The organism is Pseudomonas sp. SJZ074 (genome assembly GCF_007828215.1).
In the GTDB taxonomy this organism is placed as follows: domain Bacteria; phylum Pseudomonadota; class Gammaproteobacteria; order Pseudomonadales; family Pseudomonadaceae; genus Aquipseudomonas.
Genome location: NZ_VIUE01000013.1, coordinates 42,523 through 59,677, shown reverse-complemented (window position 1 = coordinate 59,677; position 17,155 = coordinate 42,523). Strand labels below are relative to the sequence as shown.

Annotated in this window: 15 protein-coding genes; 1 reads left to right on the top strand and 14 read right to left on the bottom strand. The window is 62.1% G+C overall.

Annotated elements, in window-relative coordinates; all coding sequences use genetic code 11:
- Positions 1-1,536: an FAD-dependent oxidoreductase gene (locus tag FBX99_RS15315; RefSeq protein ID WP_144929414.1), complete on the top strand. Its 1,536-nt coding sequence runs from the start codon at positions 1-3 to the stop codon at positions 1,534-1,536.
- On the opposite strand, the gene FBX99_RS15310 is transcribed toward FBX99_RS15315, so the two are convergent.
- The 14 genes from FBX99_RS15310 to FBX99_RS15245 are packed head-to-tail and all read right to left on the bottom strand — an operon-like array spanning position 1,533 to position 17,130.
- The gene (locus FBX99_RS15310; protein WP_145131925.1) at positions 1,533-2,768 is read right to left on the bottom strand and encodes a hypothetical protein; all 1,236 of its coding nucleotides are present in this window, start codon (positions 2,766-2,768) and stop codon (positions 1,533-1,535) included. The genes FBX99_RS15315 and FBX99_RS15310 overlap by 4 nt on opposite strands.
- On the bottom strand, positions 2,765-4,294 hold the full coding sequence (locus FBX99_RS15305; protein WP_145131923.1) for an acyl-CoA dehydrogenase family protein: 1,530 nt from the start codon (positions 4,292-4,294) through the stop codon (positions 2,765-2,767). The genes FBX99_RS15310 and FBX99_RS15305 overlap by 4 nt, the downstream gene beginning before the upstream one ends.
- The gene (locus FBX99_RS15300) at positions 4,291-5,277 is read right to left on the bottom strand and encodes an NAD-dependent epimerase/dehydratase family protein (protein ID WP_144929417.1); all 987 of its coding nucleotides are present in this window, start codon (positions 5,275-5,277) and stop codon (positions 4,291-4,293) included. Before FBX99_RS15300 ends, FBX99_RS15305 begins: the two co-directional genes overlap by 4 nt.
- Positions 5,274-6,491: a beta-ketoacyl synthase gene (locus tag FBX99_RS15295; protein ID WP_145131921.1), complete on the bottom strand. Its 1,218-nt coding sequence runs from the start codon at positions 6,489-6,491 to the stop codon at positions 5,274-5,276. Before FBX99_RS15295 ends, FBX99_RS15300 begins: the two co-directional genes overlap by 4 nt.
- Positions 6,488-6,745 carry an acyl carrier protein gene (locus FBX99_RS15290; RefSeq protein WP_055134400.1) on the bottom strand — a complete coding sequence of 86 codons (258 nt, stop codon included), beginning with the start codon at positions 6,743-6,745 and terminating at the stop codon, positions 6,488-6,490. Before FBX99_RS15290 ends, FBX99_RS15295 begins: the two co-directional genes overlap by 4 nt.
- A 16-nt stretch (positions 6,746-6,761) precedes the next feature.
- Complete coding sequence (locus tag FBX99_RS15285; protein ID WP_144929419.1) at positions 6,762-7,541, bottom strand: outer membrane lipoprotein-sorting protein; 780 nt, start codon at positions 7,539-7,541, stop codon at positions 6,762-6,764.
- Entirely contained in the window at positions 7,538-9,898 is a 2,361-nt protein-coding gene (locus FBX99_RS15280; RefSeq protein WP_144929420.1) for an ABC transporter permease, read from the bottom strand. Before FBX99_RS15280 ends, FBX99_RS15285 begins: the two co-directional genes overlap by 4 nt.
- Positions 9,895-10,581, bottom strand: coding sequence for an ABC transporter ATP-binding protein (locus FBX99_RS15275; RefSeq protein WP_144929421.1), 687 nt, complete (start codon positions 10,579-10,581; stop codon positions 9,895-9,897). The genes FBX99_RS15280 and FBX99_RS15275 overlap by 4 nt, the downstream gene beginning before the upstream one ends.
- Before the next feature lie 18 nt (positions 10,582-10,599).
- Positions 10,600-11,730 carry a hypothetical protein gene (locus tag FBX99_RS15270; RefSeq protein ID WP_145131919.1) on the bottom strand — a complete coding sequence of 377 codons (1,131 nt, stop codon included), beginning with the start codon at positions 11,728-11,730 and terminating at the stop codon, positions 10,600-10,602.
- The gene (locus FBX99_RS15265; protein WP_144929423.1) at positions 11,727-12,179 is read right to left on the bottom strand and encodes an SRPBCC family protein; all 453 of its coding nucleotides are present in this window, start codon (positions 12,177-12,179) and stop codon (positions 11,727-11,729) included. Before FBX99_RS15265 ends, FBX99_RS15270 begins: the two co-directional genes overlap by 4 nt.
- Before the next feature lie 14 nt (positions 12,180-12,193).
- Positions 12,194-14,806 carry an aminotransferase class III-fold pyridoxal phosphate-dependent enzyme gene (locus tag FBX99_RS15260; protein ID WP_218570569.1) on the bottom strand — a complete coding sequence of 871 codons (2,613 nt, stop codon included), beginning with the start codon at positions 14,804-14,806 and terminating at the stop codon, positions 12,194-12,196.
- Complete coding sequence (locus FBX99_RS15255) at positions 14,803-15,831, bottom strand: fatty acid desaturase (protein ID WP_144929424.1); 1,029 nt, start codon at positions 15,829-15,831, stop codon at positions 14,803-14,805. The genes FBX99_RS15260 and FBX99_RS15255 overlap by 4 nt, the downstream gene beginning before the upstream one ends.
- Positions 15,828-16,850 (bottom strand): hypothetical protein, encoded by a 1,023-nt coding sequence (locus tag FBX99_RS15250; RefSeq protein ID WP_144929425.1) that lies wholly within the window; start codon positions 16,848-16,850, stop codon positions 15,828-15,830. The genes FBX99_RS15255 and FBX99_RS15250 overlap by 4 nt, the downstream gene beginning before the upstream one ends.
- Before the next feature lie 13 nt (positions 16,851-16,863).
- Complete coding sequence (locus FBX99_RS15245) at positions 16,864-17,130, bottom strand: acyl carrier protein (RefSeq protein WP_055129336.1); 267 nt, start codon at positions 17,128-17,130, stop codon at positions 16,864-16,866.
- Positions 17,131-17,155: the final 25 nt, after the last annotated feature.

Here is a 17,155-nt window from a genome sequence, read left to right as displayed (position 1 = left end):
ATGACAAATCAACCAATGCTCGATGTCTTGATCTGCGGCGCTGGCACAGCCGGCCTTACCCTTGCCATCGAGCTTGCGCGACACGGCGTCTCGTTCCAATTGATCGAGAAACTGGCGACACCGTTTCCAGGCTCGCGGGGCAAGGGTATCCAGCCACGGACACAGGAAATCTTCGAGGACCTTGGCCTCCTCGACCGGATGACGGCGGCCGGTGGGCCCTACCCCCGCCAGCGTGTCTACGGTGACGACGGCAGCTATCTCGATTCGGACATGGCCGAGCAGGCCGACCCAACCCCGGCCGAACCCTATCAACGGCCATTGATGATTGCCCAGTGCGTGACGGAACAGATCATGCGCGAGCGGTTGAACGAGCTGGGCCATCAAGTGGTATTCAACCAGGAATTACTGGGCTTCGAGCAGGATGACAACGGCGTCACCGCGCGTATCGCCGGCCCGGCGGGCGAGGAGCTGCTTCGGGCCCGCTACCTGATTGGTTCGGATGGTGGGCGCAGCTTTGTGAGAAAAACCCTCGGTGTGGATTTTCCCGGCAAGACCCTGGGCGTTCGCGCCATTGTTGCCGATGTCGTGCTGACCGGTCTTGAGCGCGACGCCTGGCACCAGTTCAACGACGGCGACATGGCGCGCATGCTCGCAATTTGTCCGCTCGCCGGTACCGACCTCTTCCAGATCCAGGCGCCGATCCCGCCAGGTGCGCCGGCCGACCTCTCGGCCGAAGGGCTGACCGCCCTCACCGCTGACCGCACGGGACGTGCAGACCTGATCGTCCACTCGGTCTCCTGGGCGTCGGACTACCAAATGAATGCCCGGTTGGCCGTGCACTACCGCGTGGGCCGGGTGCTCCTGGTCGGCGATGCCGCTCACATACACCCACCCACCGGTGGACAGGGGCTGAACACCAGCGTGCAGGATGCCTACAACCTGGGCTGGAAACTGGTGGCCGTATTGAAGGGGGCAAGCGAAGAACTGCTCGATACCTACGAGGTCGAACGTCGCCCAGTAGCCGAGTCGGTGCTCGGCCTTTCGACACGCTTGCTCAATGCCCGGAAACAGGGCGGAATGCGCCGCGGTCGCGAGGTGCACCAACTCGATATCGGCTACCCGGACTCGCCGCTCGCCTGGGAACGGCCCGAACGCCAAGGTGGCATTCGCGCCGGCGATCGCGCCCCGGATGCCACGGTCCAAGGCGCGGCGGGTCAGTCATCACGACTGTTCCAGTTGTTCCAAGGGCCCCACTGGACGCTGCTTGCCCACGAGGCGAAGCTTGAGACACTGGCATCACGACCGGGCCTGCGCGTGTACCACATCGGCCCGAACGGTGATCTCATCGATACCTGGGGACACTGGCGCGATGCCTACGAAGTGACACCAGGCGAATGCGTACTGATCCGTCCGGACGGATATGTCGGTGCGATCTTTATCGCAGACCGGACAGCGGAGCTAGAGGCCTATTTGATCCGCATGGGAGTGCCTCAACTTGAAGAGGCTTCATCGCCACGACTGCGGGTGACAGCCTAAAACGAATAACGCACGGCGTTGACCCACCGGCTTTGCTCGTCGAAATATCCGAAGCTCTGCCGGTTGCCATCGAAGATGTCCAATCCGGTGCGCAACTGCCAATGGGCATCGAGGTCATAACGCATTTCCAGGGCAGCGTACTGCGCGGAATTGCGCAGGTCCTGGGCCAGATAGCCCGTCAGGTAAAGCCGGCCCTGCCACATCTCTCGCCGGATCGCCAGGCTGACGATTTCAGAGCGATCCTGATCGACGGCGTCCTTCACCTCGTCCTTCCAGAGGTTGTAGTACTGCATGCCGAAGAACCAGTCGCCGCTCAGATAATCGACCCCCAACAGCAGCTGTTGCTGGCGGTTTTTTTCAAGTTCCAGCACACCCGTCGGAGCCCTGGAGTAGCGGTACGCGTCGGGAACCAACGCCGCCTCCCCCTTGAACACCACGGGGCCGATCGGCATGGCGAACGAACCGCCGAACAGGGTGCGGCGTTTCAGCGACTCACGATAACTCAGGCCGGCCTGGGACAAGCGCGCGGTATAGCTCTCCTCCGTTTGCCATCCATGCCAGGCATTCAATGAATAGTCGATGCCTTGAAGGTTGCCGCTCCATTTCAGGGCCGGAGTCCAGTCGGCAGGCTTGCGCCAGTCCGGGTCGTCCGCTTCTGTACGGGGAATGCCCGCCAAGGCATTCCCGACGCTGGCCTCGGCGAAGCGGGAGCCGGCATCGGGCAGCAGGTCCTTGCGCGTCTGCGGGATCACCAACAGCTGTAGCGATTGATCCTCGAACACCGAACACTCGCTGTTGAGCATCGCCAGTGGCCGCCGCTGCTGGACATAGTCGCCAAAGTAGCCCTCGCGTCGGTCGAAGGCATGAATCACGTCCAGGACCCTCAGTCGATCGGCACTCCCCCAGACCACTTGTTGTACACCCAATGTATAGGTGCAACGGTCGCCCTGATACTCGGCAAACAACTCACGAGGCTCCACTTCGTGATAGTCGCCGTCGAGTTGGTTTTCCTGCAGCGCCCGGACTTGCACCTTGTATCGCCAGCCCGAATCATCCTGCCAACTGCCGCCCAACAGGGCCGAGTACTCGTTGAGGCCCCATTCACCCTCGCGCGTCAGCGCTTGCCGGGTTTCCAGACGACCATTGATATCCAAGGCCTCCAGCGAGGCGCCCTGGCAGGCACTGCTGAGCAGACTCATCGCCAACCCGGCCTTCAATGCGGTGCGTTTCATAGGCCTTCCCGTGACATGAGCAGAGGATCGATGGTGCTGTCTTCACCGGGTTGGGGCTCATCGCACAGGCCTGCGTTGGCATTGATCCACTCAGCCAGTCCGGGCATTGCCCGCACCGGTGAGCGGACCCGCTCCCAGGTGTGCAGCGCCTGTTCCAGGCGGAAGTCGACCCAACGCCTGGATGGCTCATCCAACGGCTGGGCGTAGAGCATCAGCCAAGCCACGCACTCGCCCAGGCGCAGCGTGCCAGCCGATAGGCGTTCCATCGGGCCCGCGTCGGCCAGCCATTGCCGCAGCCGCTGGGCGGCGATCTTCCCGGGCGCCGTCTGCTCCAGGTAATCCAGCGTCGCGACAGGTTGCTCCTGTACCCGCTGGCCGATAAAGGTTGCCAGCGTTTCCGACGGCCCTTCGAACAGACGGGTAATGCGTGCGTCGCGCCATAACTGGCCAATGGGGTTGTTGTCGCAGTAACCCCGCGCACCGAGCATCTGCAAGGCGGCGTCACTGACTTCACCAAGCATCTCGCTGGCCATCCATTTGACCGCCGCCAGTACCTGCGGCGGCGCCTCGGGCAGGCCTTGATCCAGGCGAAGCGCGAGATCGTCGACCCAACCGCCAATCGCGGTCGCGGCACACAGCGCATCGTCCACGACCCATTGCGTGTACTGGTGATCCCAAAGCCGATGGCTGCCCAAACTGCGCCGGGTACTGTAGCGCATCATCAATTGCAGGCACCGCCATAGGCCGCCGACACACGTGGCCGCGATACCCAGGCGCCCATAGGCCATGGTGTCGCTGGCCACGGCCATGCCGGCGAACGGACTGCCCAGCACCCGGTCCGGGTCAACCAGCGCGGCGTCGAAATGCAGTTGATTCTGCACCATGCCTTTGAGCCCCAGGGTCAGCGCCTCGCTGCCCTGGCGCATGCCTGGTTGCTCGGCATCCAGACACAGGCCGACGAAACCGCAGTCGCGCCCCTGTTCATCGAGATGCCGGGTGAATACCGAGATCACCCCCGCCCAGGCGGCAGACCCCGACCAGGACTTGCTCCCGTTCACCCGGAACCCCTCCTTCTCCCGCAGGGCCGTCGCCGACAGGCCGAGAGGATTGGAGCCTGCGCCGTGTTCGGTCAAGGCAAACGCGGCGAGTATCCGTCCGCTGGCCAATTGCGGCAAATAGCGCTCTTTGATGGCCGGTGAACCAAAACGCTGGATGGGGCGAATACCCAGCCCGTTGTTGAGCCCCACGAAAAAGGCCAGCGTCAGGTCAATCGCGCCCAACTGACGCTGAACCCGCAGCAGTTCGAAATTCGATAACCCCAACAGGCCACCGTCGCGTTCGGCCACCTGCATGCCCAGCAAGCCTTTGTTGCCCAACGCCAGTACCCAATGCGGGGGCAGGCAACGACGCTCGTCCACCAAGCGGAAATCCAGGCGCCTGGCCCAGTTCCGCAGCCAGGCATTCAACTGCACCACCGCCGGTGTATCGGCCAGGACACCCACCTCGGGCACCATCCTTTCGTTCAACGCTTACGCTCCTGTAGACGGATCAACCAATGGGCCGTCTCATGCACCAGATCTTCCAACGATTGACGGGGAACAAACCCCAATTGCTGCCGGGCCTTTTCGGTTCGGTAATGGACCTGTCGGCCCAACAAGGCCACCACGTCAGCCGAGAGCCGCAGCGGAACCCAACCAATCAGCAGATCCAACGGACGTAGCAAGGCGACGATCCAGGCCAGTGTCCGGGGACGCCAGCGTGGCGCCTTGACGCTCAGCGCGTCCGCCATGCAGCCGAAGAGTTCGCGGTAGCTGATGTTGTGGGCGCTGAGGATGTAGCGCTCACCGCGCTGCCCGCGGTCCATGACGGCTTGCAGCCCCTGCACCAGGTCCCGCGCACCGATAACGGCGATGCCACCAGGTGGAATGAACGGCAGGCGCCGGTACCGGAGGTCGAGCATGACCTTGCCCCAGCCATGCAGCACATCGCAGTGGGAGGCAATGACCGCCGACGGGCAGGCAATCACGATGTCCATGCCTTCGGCGCAGAAACGGCGTACCTGCTCCTCGGCCTCCCGCTTGCTGTGCATATAGGCCAGGCGAAACGCATCGCCGTTATAAGCCATGGTTTCATCCGCTTGCCGGGCCGGGTAACCCACGGCGGCAATGGACGATACGTGCAGGATGCGGCCGACACCGGCAGCGCGGGCGGCCTGCAATAAATTGACCGTCCCTTGCACATTCACCGCGAACATCCGTTGGCGCTCGCTCTCATAGGGCAAGGCCAGGCCGGCGGCGTGATAGATCCTGGTAACGCCACGGAGTGCCGGGGCAAGGCTGGCCGGAACCAGCAGATCGCCCTCACGCCAGTCCAGGCGCTCTCGCAAGCCCGCCAGCGCCGGGGCCGGATCCTTTGGCAGCACCAGCACCGCCACGGTTTCCCCCTGCTCCAGCAACCAACGCACGATATGACTGCCCAGGCACCCACTGGCCCCTGTGACCAGAATCATGGGCACAACCCCGTGGCCAGCGCCAAGGAAACATTGAGCCCTCCAAATGCGAAGGAGTTTTTCAGCCAGGCCTGGACATCCGCTTTACGCGTGCCCTCGGTCACATAATCCAGGTCACATTCCGCATCCGGGCCCAGGTAGTTGAGGGTGCCGGGAATCTGCCAATGCATCGAGCCCATCAGGCCGCCAATCAACTCCACCACACCCGCAGCCCCCATCAGGTGACCGATGGCCGATTTCACCGAGGAGACGCATAGCTGCGATGCGTGACTGCCAAAAACCTGCTTGATCGCCGCGGTCTCGCAACGGTCGTTGAGCAACGTGCCAGTGCCATGAGCGTTGATATAGCCGAACGTCTCGGCGGGTAACCGACTGTCCGCGATGGCCTGGCGCATCGCCTGGGCCGGGCCATCCACGGAGGGCTTGAGCAGGTCGCCGGCGTCGCTGTTGACGCCGTAGCCCAATACCTGGGCCAGGATCGGTGCACCCCGGGCCTGGGCGTGGGCCAGGGTTTCCATGACCAGGACACCGCCGCCCTCACCCAGCACCATGCCCCGGCGACCGAAGGAAAACGGTCGGCAGGTATCCGGGGCCATCGCCCGCAAGGCCTCCCAGGCTTTCCACACCAGTGCGTTGAGACAGGCGTCCGTGCCACCCGCCATGACCAGTTCGGCATCACCGTGGCGCAGGAGGCGATAAGCCTCGCCAATCGCCTGAGTCGAAGACGCGCATGCCGTGCTGATCGTCAGGGCGGGCCCTTTGAAGCCGTACTTGAGGCTCAAGTGGCTGGCGGCGGCGTTCGCCATGACCCGTGGCACGGTCCAGGGCGCCAGGGTGGAGCTGCGGGCCTGGTAGAGATCCAGGTAAGCGTTGTGCAACGACTCGCTGCCGCCCACCGCCGTGCCCATGTAAACCGCACAGCGCGTCGGATCAACCTGTGCCAGGTCGATCGCGGCCATGTCCACGGCCTCGGCGGCGGCCAGCAAGGCGAACTGGCTGGCACGGTCCAACAGCAGCAACTCGTTGGCACTGAACCGGTCGACCAGGGCGTCCTCAGGCGCCGCGCCGGCGTTGCAGGTCGCACCAACCGCCTCGCTCAGACCGGAGACCGGGCCAATGGCGCCACGCCCTTGGGCCAGACCGTCCCATAACGCCTGGCGGCCGACGCCAAACGGCGAAACGCAGCCAACCCCAGTGATGACGACGGCGTTCATGAAACGGCTCGTTGGGTGGACAACTGTTCGGCGAGTATTTCCACCAGGCGATGCACTGAACTGATGTCGGTATGGCTGTAGGCGGAGAGATTGACGCCAAAGCGCTTTTCAATCGCGTAAGTCAGCTTCAACACGTCCAGCGAGTCGAGCCCCAACTCCTCCACGCTCAGTTGGACGTCCATCTCCGTGATGTCCAGTTCCAGGGTGCTGGCCAGTAGATCCAGTACCAATGCTTGCAGCGATTGCGTCGACATAAATGACTACCCGGGATCAGTGTTCAGTGCGCAATGCACGTTGGGTGAACTCAGCATCAGCGACGCCGAGGTTGATGCTGACCTTCTCGACGATCAGGCGCGTGCTCTTGTTCGCAGCCAGGTTGTGCATGGTCTGAGCCGTCGGTCTGCTGAAGCCGTCGACGACTTGCAGGCCCTCGGTCTTGAGCTGTTTGACCAGCACGCCCTGGCGATCGAAATAGTCCACCTGCACCGGGTAGCGACTGGCTTCCTCGAGGTAGTAGACCTTGCGCGAATAACCGGACACGTCCGCCTCTTCGCTTTTTGCCTTCGCCTCGATACGCCGACAGGCCGGCCAGCTCAGGCAAGGCTCGGGAGACGCCAGGCTGGTGAACTGATAGCTGTCCAGCTTGTAGTCTTCAAAATCTTCGTAGGTGAAGTCCGTGCCCATGAACCAATTCTGCTTTTGCGAGCCCGCCAGGCGCCGCAGGCTTTTGGTCGATGGGGTGTAGGACCAGATATCGTTGATGGCCTTGCCACTGTCTTCGATCAGCAGCGCTACGTTCTTTACGGCTGCCGGAGCGGTAAAGCGCACCAGGGTCCCCGTGCGATCGCTCATTCGCTTGTCCAGGCGGCTGAGCTGGCGGGTGAACGTCAAGCGCTCGCCTTCCAACAATTCCATGCGGTAATCGACCCTTTCATCCGCCGCTTTCATGCGGCGATCGGAATCGCGCATGACCGACAGCGCATCGTCGGCATGGGCTGGCCCGATGCACATCATCAACAGGGAAAAAGTAACAGGCAGCTTGTTGTTCATCCGAAGTTCCTGAGCTTGAGAGTGTCAACCGCCGGGATGCGGAATACGTGGCGAATGGCAGGCATCGCCGCAAAGGGAATGATCACCAACGCCGGCAGAATGACTCGCCAGAAATCGCTGAAGGCAGGGTCGGTGTTGATCTTGAACCAGACATCGGTCAGGCGATGGTTGAGGACGGCACCAAGGCCATATCCCAGGGGGATGGCGACAACGCCGGCGACTACGGCAATGCTCAGGGTTTCACAGAGCATGATCAGTGACACGCTGCGGTCGCTGAAACCGAGGATCCGCAGCACGCCGTACTCACCGCGCCGCCCCACGATGCTGAAGTTCATGCTGGTGATGGCGAACAACAGGGCGATGGCGATGCTCATCAGCGCCGAGATATGGATGATCACCCAGATGTGCGAGCTGATTTCGAGAATGGAAGCGACAATGTTCTGCTTGGACGTTACCCGTACCACGCCCGGCAAGGCATAGATCGCGGCGTCGTCCAGGCCGCTGCTTCCCGCGTCGACCAGGTAGGCGCCGGTGAATTGTTCATCGAGGGCCAACATGCGCTGGGCGAAACGTCGAGTGGTGATGATTTCGCCCGGCAGCGCCCCGGAAAACACCCCGACGACCTTGGCTGGATAGAGATTGCCGCGCACCTTGAGGGTCAGCCGGTCGCCCGGACCAACGCCCTGTGCGATAGCGATACGACGCTCGATCACCAAAGCTTCGAGGTCGCCGTCCAACAGCATCCGGCCTTCCATGAGGTTCACGTGACGCACGCCGTCCGCCGGTTCGATACCCAGCAGGCTGGCGTTGTCCAACTGGCCCTGGCCGCTGACCTGGGCGCCGCCCTTGACGAAGGTCGACCAGCGACTGCCAGGCGCCAGGCCATCGAGACGGGCGATGTCCTCGTCCCACCAGGCCACGTCCAGGTCCACCACGCGGCTCCAGTTGTCACGCTCGACGTTGCTGATGGCGGTGCGCTCCATCGACGTCAGGGAAATGTAGAACGCGATGGTGATCGCGATACTCGCTGACATGGCCAGGACCGTCACCAGGCTGATGCGCCAACTGCGCAGCAGATTGCGCAACGAATAGCGGAACCAGAAAGGTCCGCCAATGTGTCGCAGGCAAGCCACCATGCGCAGCGCCAGGGTTTGCTCCTGACCGGCGCCAACGTCACGTAAGGCGTCCATGGGTGTAATACGCAGGATGGAGCGCATAGGCAGGTACATGCCCAAGGCAACGGTACCGCACAGCAACAGACCGGCTCGCCACAGATAAGGTGGCTTGAACAGCAGTTGTGGCTCCGGCATGCCGATGGCTCGCGCATAGTTCAAGCCGAACGCATACATGTCGAACAGCGCGAAGCCACAGCCCAGGACCAGCGCCAGGACGATCAACATCAATGCCGGCAAGCCGTAGGCACAGGCCACCTGTCGACGGCTATACCCCAGGGTCAGGAACATGGCGATCAGCGGCCGCTCTTCCTTGGCCCACTGATACATGAGGAAGAACACCACCAGGGTCGACGACAGCGCAAAAATCAGCACCACCGTGGGCAGGAAGACCTTGAAGGTATTGAGGTCCAGCTCGAGGAACTTCTGGCTGAACTGTTCCTGGCGTGGCAATACATAATCCACCGCCAGGCGAGACTGCGCCCGCTCGGTGATGCGCTGCTTGACCTGCGTAAGCGAGGCGTCCGGCGACAGGCTGAACAACAGGCTGTTGATCGCCGAGAAGCCCAACTGCTGGTGCATCAGCGCCTGGTCGGCAAACAGCACGCACAGCGAACCGTTACTGGGCACATAAACGCTGGGGTTGAGGGGCGCAACCAGGTATTCGGGACTTTCGACAATCCCGATCACCTCCACCGGGTATTCGGCCCGGCCGGCGGTGAAGTTGAAACGATCCCCCACGCCCTTGCCATGGAACTGCGCGCAGTTTCGCTCCAGAGCGATCCCGGTGGTCTCCATGGCATCGGGCAGGCGCCCCTGCAAAACCTTCAAGCGGTTGATCGCCAGGAAGTCCTGCGCGGGCGCACTGACCATCAATCCAGCGACCGGCTGTTCATCGCCAAGAGGCGCCAGCCCGGGCATGAGCAAGCGATGATGAATGGCGGTCACGCCGTCGATGTCATCGAACGCCGGCAGGTTGATCAGGTCATCGGGGGCAAAGATCACCTCCAGCTCCGCCATGGCGGCATTGGACTGGATGTCCTCGACGGTGCTGAACAAACTGTCGATGGCCGAGTAGGCACCCACCAGCACGCCAAAGGTCGAGGCACAGATTAGCGCAATGGTCAGCAACCGATAGCGAATCACCCGAACCGAGCGCAGCACATGCCGCACCAGCATGTTCATGAGTCGGCCCTGTGCAGGTTGCCCGAGCGCATCTCATAGACATGGTCGGCATGCTGCCCCAGCCCGGGGTTGTGCGTAACGATCACCACGGTGATCTGCTTCTCTTCCTGCATCTGGCGCAACAGTTCGAACACCCGCATCCCGGTCTCTTCATCCAGGCTGCCAGTGGGCTCGTCCGCAAGAATCAATTGCGGCTCCTTGATCAGCGCCCTGGCGATCGCCACCCGCTGCTGCTGCCCGCCCGACAGCTTGGAGGGGAATTTCTCGGCATGCTCATGCAGCCCGACCTTACGCAGGTACTCCTCGGCACGCACGTGGTCCCGTGGCGTGACCGAACGGATCGGCTCAAGACCGGTCAACACGTTCTCCTTGACCGTCAACGTCGGGATCAGGTTGTGGAACTGGAAGATGAACCCCACGCGCTCGGCCCGGAACCGGGTCAAGGCCTTGAAGTCCATGCTGTCCAGGCTCGCGTCTCCCACGCGCACCTGGCCCTCGTCGGCTCGATCCAGGCCGCCGAGTATGTTGAGAAGCGTGGTTTTGCCCGATCCGGATATACCCCGGATTACTGTCATGCTGGCACGGGAAATGTCGAGGTTGATGCTGTTGAGCACCAGACTGCGTTCATCGCCGCTGGGGTAGAATTTTTTCAGTCCAGTCAAGGAAATCAAAGGAATATCCATTTCGTCTACAACTCCAGGTCAGAGCGCTGCTTCAGCCAGATCGAGTCCGAAAACACCATAGCGTTTGGTCCGACGCATCCCGAGACTGCGTGCCAGCACGTAGCTGGACGGGTTGCGATCATCGATCCACATGGTGTCCACCCGTTCGAAGCGCGGTTCGGCATAACGGACGATTTCCTCACCGATCAACCGCCCAAGACCGCGTCCCTGTACCGACGGATCGGCACCGATCAAAGCAATGACCGCCCCGTTGACGCTGCGCTTGTAGCGTCCCAACTTGAATAGATCGAACAAACCGAAGTGGCCCTTGAGCTGGCTCAATATCTGGTTCAGATCCGGCAAAATCACAAAGAACGCCACCGCTCGACCGTCGAGCTCGATCAGCTTGATCCCTTCCAGGTCGATGAAGGCTTTCACGCTGTCGATATGAAACTTGAAGCTGGCCTGGGAGATCGGCGCGACTTCGTAGTTTTCGGCAAAGGCGCTGTTGAACAGGCAGCGGATCTCTTCCAGATTGGACTTGAGGTCGGCCCGCGTAGCCGTGCGCACACTGAACTGGCTGCCGGGCAGCACTTTTTCGCTGCGGTTGGCCTTGCGTCGCGCACGATACTGCTCGGCATCGACACCGTAGGTGCTGAAGGTGAACGCCAGGTCGAAGCCTACCTGCTTGAGGGTCTCGGCATACCAGAGCGGGTTATAGGTTTGCAGCAGCGTCGGGGGACGTCCATCCAGGTCCTCCAGCAGCAGCGCGGCGTCCTGGGTCGAAGTGTAGCTGTAAGGCCCCAACAACCTGGATTTGCCCCGAGCCCGGGCCCAATTGGCAACCGCCTCAAACAAGGCACGCGCAACGGCAGGGTCTGGGGTCACCTCAAAGAAGCCGAAGAACACATGCTCGTCGCCGAAACGCTGGTTGTACTCGGCATGGATGCTCACGCTTATCCGGCCTTGCGCCTGTCCCTGTCCGTCCACCGCCAGGAAATGCTCGATCTGCGCTTCGCGAAAGAACGGATTGTGGCGTGGCGACAGGATGCGCTTCATGTCACTGCGCAGGGGCGCCACCCACTTCGGATCGTCGGCGTACAAGCGGAAAGGCAGCTCGATGAACTGCTTCAGGCGCTTGGCGGTGTTCACTACTTCAATCGAGATCATGAGGCATCCAGTAGTTGTTGCATGTTGCGATGACGGGCTTCGAAGATGCGGTCCATGTAGGCATCCACAAACAGCCGCTCCAGCAATGCCCCCCCTATCGCCTTGTAGGTGACCCGATCGGTATAGAGCGTGCCGCCGGCCGCCGCTGCGACCCGATGTTCGTGCCGGAAGGCACTCAACGGCCCCTTGATCATCTCGTCGATGAAGTACTCATTCTCCTTGACCTCGCGAATGGCCACGGTCCAGTTGGCCGGGATGAACCCGAACATCCAGTGCCGGAAGCGGAACTGGCGTCCCTGGGCGATCCGTAGATCGGCGATGTCGATGTTGCCCAACGGAGTGACCCGTTCAGGGAAAATCTTTGGGAAGTTGACTCCCTCCATGCAGAAATCGAAGACCTGCGCACAACTACGCCCTTTGATCAGCGTGGTTTTTTCCAATACCGGCATTCGGGCTTCCTCGGTCAGATAGGTTCGGCGGTGGCAAGATTGAAACGCTCGGCGTAGCGCTGCCAGGCGACAGGGTCCAGGGCTTTGTCGAAACTGCGGAAGCCGGCAAGCTTGAACCCGTGGCGGCTGGACAGCGCCTGGACCAGTTCCAGGTCATCGTTGCTCAGGTCCAGGCCGAGGCTGGTATGCCGGGAGAGGCCTTCCAGGGCGAGCATCATGGTCTCGGCCATGCAGGCGTAAGCCAGGTCGTCGGGGATGCCGTAGCGCGAGCCGAGTCGGGCGTCGCCAGGCATTTCGACAATGCCCCCATCGAGCACCAGCACGTCCGGGCGGCGAATGGCGATGTCCTGGCTGACATTGGCCGGCCTGGAGATGTCGCACAGGATGGCATCGGCGGCGATATCGTCGGCGCTGATGAACCGTTCGGCACTGTTGGTCGCGATCAGCACCAGGTCGGCGTCGACCAGCGACTGCTGGACATCGTTGCTCCAACGCAACGCCGTGTGACGACCGTTTTCCGTCAGGAGCAGCGAGCCGAGGCTGGCACTGTCCTGCCCGTCCAGGCGTTGCGCGATATGCGCCAGCACGCTACCCGGTGCCGCCGTCGCCTGCGCGCTGTAGGCCACAAGCTGGTTGATCACTGACGCGAAACGCGGGGTGTTGAAGCGTGCGCTCTTGGGGTTGCCCACCAGGGTGACCTGGCCGGCCTGCGCCACGATCAACCGGGCGATGGCCGAACCGATGCTGCCCGTTGCACCGACGACGGCGACGCGCATGTCCTGCATCCGTCGCCCGGTCATGCGCACCGCGCGACAGGCGGCTTCCACCGCTGTCAGCAAGGTGTAGCTGTTGCCGGTGGTCAGGGCCACGCCTTTATCCAGCAGGCGCATGCCTCCCCCCGTTACGATCGAGGTGTGCCCGCCCAATCCCACCAGGGTAGCGCCACGCTGCCGCGCCATGTCGATGGCCTGGCCGATCACTGCACACGACTCCTCCACGGGCATCGCGGCAAGCTGGGCCGCCGAACGCGGCACCATGATGAAGTCGCCCGTGACCTTACGGCCCGTGGCAGGCGATGTCAGCGTTACCGTGGAGACGAAGAATGGATCGAGCAGCGGGTTCAAGCGCTGCTCCAACAGATGCAACGACGACTGCGAGTAATGACTGAGGCTTTCATCGAACTCGGCATAGTTCGACAGCTCCAGCGGATGAAGGACGAACGCGAAATGGTTCTCGGCCACCGGCTCGCTGAAGTTCACCGTATGCCTGGCTTGCCCGGCCGGCCCCGCGGGGCTGGGCTCGGCGTCCAGCAGGTGCGCCAGCAGCGTGCCTGTTCGTCCGTCCTCGACCCACTGCAGGGTCCGGGCCAGGGCCTGGATGAACCGTTCGCACTCGGCACGCCCGGCAATCAATGGCGGCTCGACGCGCATCACATTGGCGCCATTGAGTGTCGGCGCCACGCGTATGCCTTCGACGTTGAGCAGGTAACTGGCCAGGACCGGCACCAGGCTTTCCTGTTCGCCCATGATGCCGGTGAAGCCGCCGTGGAACTGCGGATAGTGGCTACGGTCGAGCTGGAACTCGATGCCAATCAGATAACCTGCCCCGCGGACTTCCTTGATGAATGAGGCGTGTCGTGCTGCCAGGGCCTTGAGCTGCTCGAGCAAGTACCGTCCATTCTCACGCACGTTATCCAACAAGCCCTGACGCTCGTGCAGCAGGTCCAGCACTTTCAGGCCGATGCGACAGGCCAGCGTATTGCCGCCGAAGGTGGACGAATGCTTGTTCTGGAAATCCGCACTGTAAGCATTCTCGCTCAGCAGACATGCACCAATGGGCATGACGCCGCCTCCCAGCGCCTTGGCGAGCAGCAAGCAGTCGGCTTGCACACCGGCACTGGCGAACAGGGTTCCGGTACGCCCCAGTCCGGTCTGGACTTCATCGATGATCAGCAACGTGCCACTGCGGTCGCACGCTGCACGGACTTGCCGCAGGTAATCGGCCGGCGGCAGGTTGATGCCGCCCTCCCCCTGGACCGGCTCGACAATGACCGCCGCATAGGCGCCCGGATATTGCTGCAACTGGGCTTCAAGGGCCTGGATATCGCCGTAGTCGACAAAGTCGAAACCCGGCAACGGGGCCTGGAATCCGGCCTGGTATTTGTCCGAGCCGGTGACAGAGAGTGCCCCCAGGGTCTTGCCGTGGAAACTGTGATACGTCGACAGAATGCGCTTGCGCCCGGTCTTGATCAGGCACGCCTTGAGGGCCGCCTCGACCGTCTCTGCCCCGCTGTTCTGGAAGGTCACGCTGCGGTATTGACCCGGCGCGATGGCGAGCAGACGTTGCGCCAGCAAACCGCTTGCGGCGAGGCTCGACGGCTGGACGAAAATCGGTTCCCGGGTGTGCTGGAAACTGGCCAGCTCCGCCAGCAACTCGTCCGGGCTGTGACCGAAAGGCAACGCACCGTAAGCGCCGAGAAAGTCCAGGTAGTCACGGCCTTCTTCATCGTACAGGTAGCAGCCTTCGCCGCGGACGAACGTCTTGTCGAGGCCGACCCGGCGAATCAACTCGCCAATCTCGGGGTTGACGTATTGCTCAAACGGACTCATTTGCTGCCAGCGACTCATGACGGATTCTCGGTGGAGTAAGGCGTGGAAACGGAGGATGGATGGCCGCAGGTCTGCCGATAGAGATCTGCCGCCATGCCTTGGGCCGCCACGATGCGTTCATGGGCAGGCCGCATGGCGTGATAAGGCAACGCCGGAAACAGATGATGAAGGGCGTGATAACGCTGGCTCAGGGGCTCGAACAACTCCAGCCACCGCCCCTGGGCGGCATGGGTCGAGGAATCGCTCAGTTGCCACTGAAGGGAAACCGGCTGACCGCTGGAGGCATAACGATGGGCCAGGCAGGTGCGGAACATGTTGATCCCCAGCACCCCATAGATGACGGCCAGGAACAGGCCGATTCGGGACCAGGGCAACCATTCGCTCCCTGCCATCAGGATCAGCCCCCAGGCGTATACGCTGGTCAGCCCCTCGAGCAGGCGGTTGTATCCCTGCGAAGCGCTGAACCGCGCGGCGCTGTTTCGATAGGCTGCATGCAAGGTGACCGCGCTGTAGCGCTCGATCACCACCCGGCGTAGCGACGGCATACACCATGACAGCGGCCCGACCAGGGCAAATCGCAACAGCAGCAACAATGGCGTCAGGAGCGTGCCCACCAGCAAAGTGAACAGGCTACGGCCAAACTGTCGTTGAAACGGCAGGTACTCCGGATCCTGCCGGGTGCCGTACCGCGTCAGCGTATGGTGGTCCATGTGGCTCAAGTACAGAAACGACGGCAACAGCAATGGAATCCCACAGGCCAGGTTCCACATCAGGTTGAACCCCGGTACTGCTCGCCGAGGCATATGGACCAGTTCGTGGATGAACATGGCCGACCGATACAAAGTGAACACCGCCACCGAATAGAGCACCAGCCAGATCGGAAAATGGCTGGTTTCCAGCAGCGACAAGGCGCTCCAGAACAGCGCGATGCTCATCCCGAAATCCAGGCGATAACGCCACCCATGATGGCGCCGCAAGTCCTCGATCAATGGCCGCAGCGCCGCGATAAACGCTCGCCCCTCCCGCTCGGGCACAGTCTTCATCGACGTTTCCAAATGACACCGTCCAGGTAGAAGTGATGAAGAACGACGATCAGGGGCACCAAGCCAACCGAGGGCATTTCCAGACTCAGGACCAGCAGGCTGGCCAGGCCCAGGGTACTCAGCCAGACCCAGGGCTTGGCCCCCATGCGCCTTACCCAGCCGTGGGCCATCCCCAACGCACCGGAGGGTGTTGGCTGCGCCTGGGTTCTGCGCAAGCCCGCCAGGACCGTCGAGGTGCAGACCAAGTGGTATTGCAAGGCATGGATGCTGGTGCCGATCAGAATCAGTGCATACAGGTCATCCACCAACAGATACGCGGTGTTGTACAACCCCAACGACACCGCCAGCATCACCAGCACAAAGCGGGGCATGCCCTCTCCCTGTCGCCGATGGGCCCACTCGGTCACGATGAACTTCATGGTCATGAGCGCGAATATTCCGTAGGCGAGCCAGGCCCAGTACGGATCGAGCGCCGGTGTCGGGATGGAAATATTGGCGAATGGCAGCGCCTGACCGAACAGCTGGTAGTCACCGAAATGGAATCCGCCATGGGTGATGCGGTACATCAAGGGGGCTGCGAAGCCCGCCAGTACCATGTCGCGAACCGGCTGGGTCGAATGCCGGTACCCGGCCTTCTTCGCATAGAGCGCGGCCACCCCGAAGTGTTGCTTGCACACATGGTAGGGTTGCCAGTACACCCAGATCGCGACCAGCCAAGGCAAGGCGTTCATCGCATACAACCCGACGCAAACCGCCGAGATCACCAGCAGGCTCGCCCAGAAGCGCTTCTTGTGGCGCTGGTATTCAAGCGGCTCGGCGAACAGCCGGACGTGGGTGTGCAGCACATGGGGAATATCCAGGAACAGTGCGAACAGCAACGCACCGATCAGGAATGCCGGGCCCTGCATGATAGCCAGCAGCAGCGCGACGGAAATAAGCGGACCGCCAATCAGGATCGCCAGCGTGTCGGCTCGCGCACTGACGAACCACGCTGCCTTGTCAGAGATGGTATTGGACATGCTTGAAGCCCCTTCAGACCGCGGCAGACAACTCGAATGTGCTGGCGTGTTCGAGCAACTGCGCCAACTCCTGGAGGGTGGTCATGGCGTCGATCAGAGACGCGGAAAAATCTGCCGACAGTTGTCCCCGGAGCTCTGACAGCAGCGTCAACTGCCCCATCGAGTCGAGCCCCAGGTCCAACAGCGTGTCGCTGGCCTTCAATGGATAGCCATTGAGGTGGGCCGGTAGAATGCCTTGGGTCGAGAGGCGGTGGATGGTCTGGCAAATAACATCAAACACAAGTGCTCCTTGCACGTATGCAATC

What these genes read in the sequence shown, in the direction of transcription:
- FBX99_RS15315 (WP_144929414.1), top strand. Translation starts at nt 1, where the DNA reads ATGACAAATCAACCAATGCTCGATGTCTTGATCTGCGGCGCTGGCACA.
- FBX99_RS15310 (WP_145131925.1), bottom strand. Translation starts at nt 2,768, where the DNA reads ATGAAACGCACCGCATTGAAGGCCGGGTTGGCGATGAGTCTGCTCAGC.
- FBX99_RS15300 (WP_144929417.1), bottom strand. Translation starts at nt 5,277, where the DNA reads ATGATTCTGGTCACAGGGGCCAGTGGGTGCCTGGGCAGTCATATCGTG.
- FBX99_RS15295 (WP_145131921.1), bottom strand. Translation starts at nt 6,491, where the DNA reads ATGAACGCCGTCGTCATCACTGGGGTTGGCTGCGTTTCGCCGTTTGGC.
- FBX99_RS15290 (WP_055134400.1), bottom strand. Translation starts at nt 6,745, where the DNA reads ATGTCGACGCAATCGCTGCAAGCATTGGTACTGGATCTACTGGCCAGC.
- FBX99_RS15285 (WP_144929419.1), bottom strand. Translation starts at nt 7,541, where the DNA reads ATGAACAACAAGCTGCCTGTTACTTTTTCCCTGTTGATGATGTGCATC.
- FBX99_RS15280 (WP_144929420.1), bottom strand. Translation starts at nt 9,898, where the DNA reads ATGAACATGCTGGTGCGGCATGTGCTGCGCTCGGTTCGGGTGATTCGC.
- FBX99_RS15275 (WP_144929421.1), bottom strand. Translation starts at nt 10,581, where the DNA reads ATGGATATTCCTTTGATTTCCTTGACTGGACTGAAAAAATTCTACCCC.
- FBX99_RS15270 (WP_145131919.1), bottom strand. Translation starts at nt 11,730, where the DNA reads ATGATCTCGATTGAAGTAGTGAACACCGCCAAGCGCCTGAAGCAGTTC.
- FBX99_RS15265 (WP_144929423.1), bottom strand. Translation starts at nt 12,179, where the DNA reads ATGCCGGTATTGGAAAAAACCACGCTGATCAAAGGGCGTAGTTGTGCG.
- FBX99_RS15260 (WP_218570569.1), bottom strand. Translation starts at nt 14,806, where the DNA reads ATGAGTCGCTGGCAGCAAATGAGTCCGTTTGAGCAATACGTCAACCCC.
- FBX99_RS15255 (WP_144929424.1), bottom strand. Translation starts at nt 15,831, where the DNA reads ATGAAGACTGTGCCCGAGCGGGAGGGGCGAGCGTTTATCGCGGCGCTG.
- FBX99_RS15250 (WP_144929425.1), bottom strand. Translation starts at nt 16,850, where the DNA reads ATGTCCAATACCATCTCTGACAAGGCAGCGTGGTTCGTCAGTGCGCGA.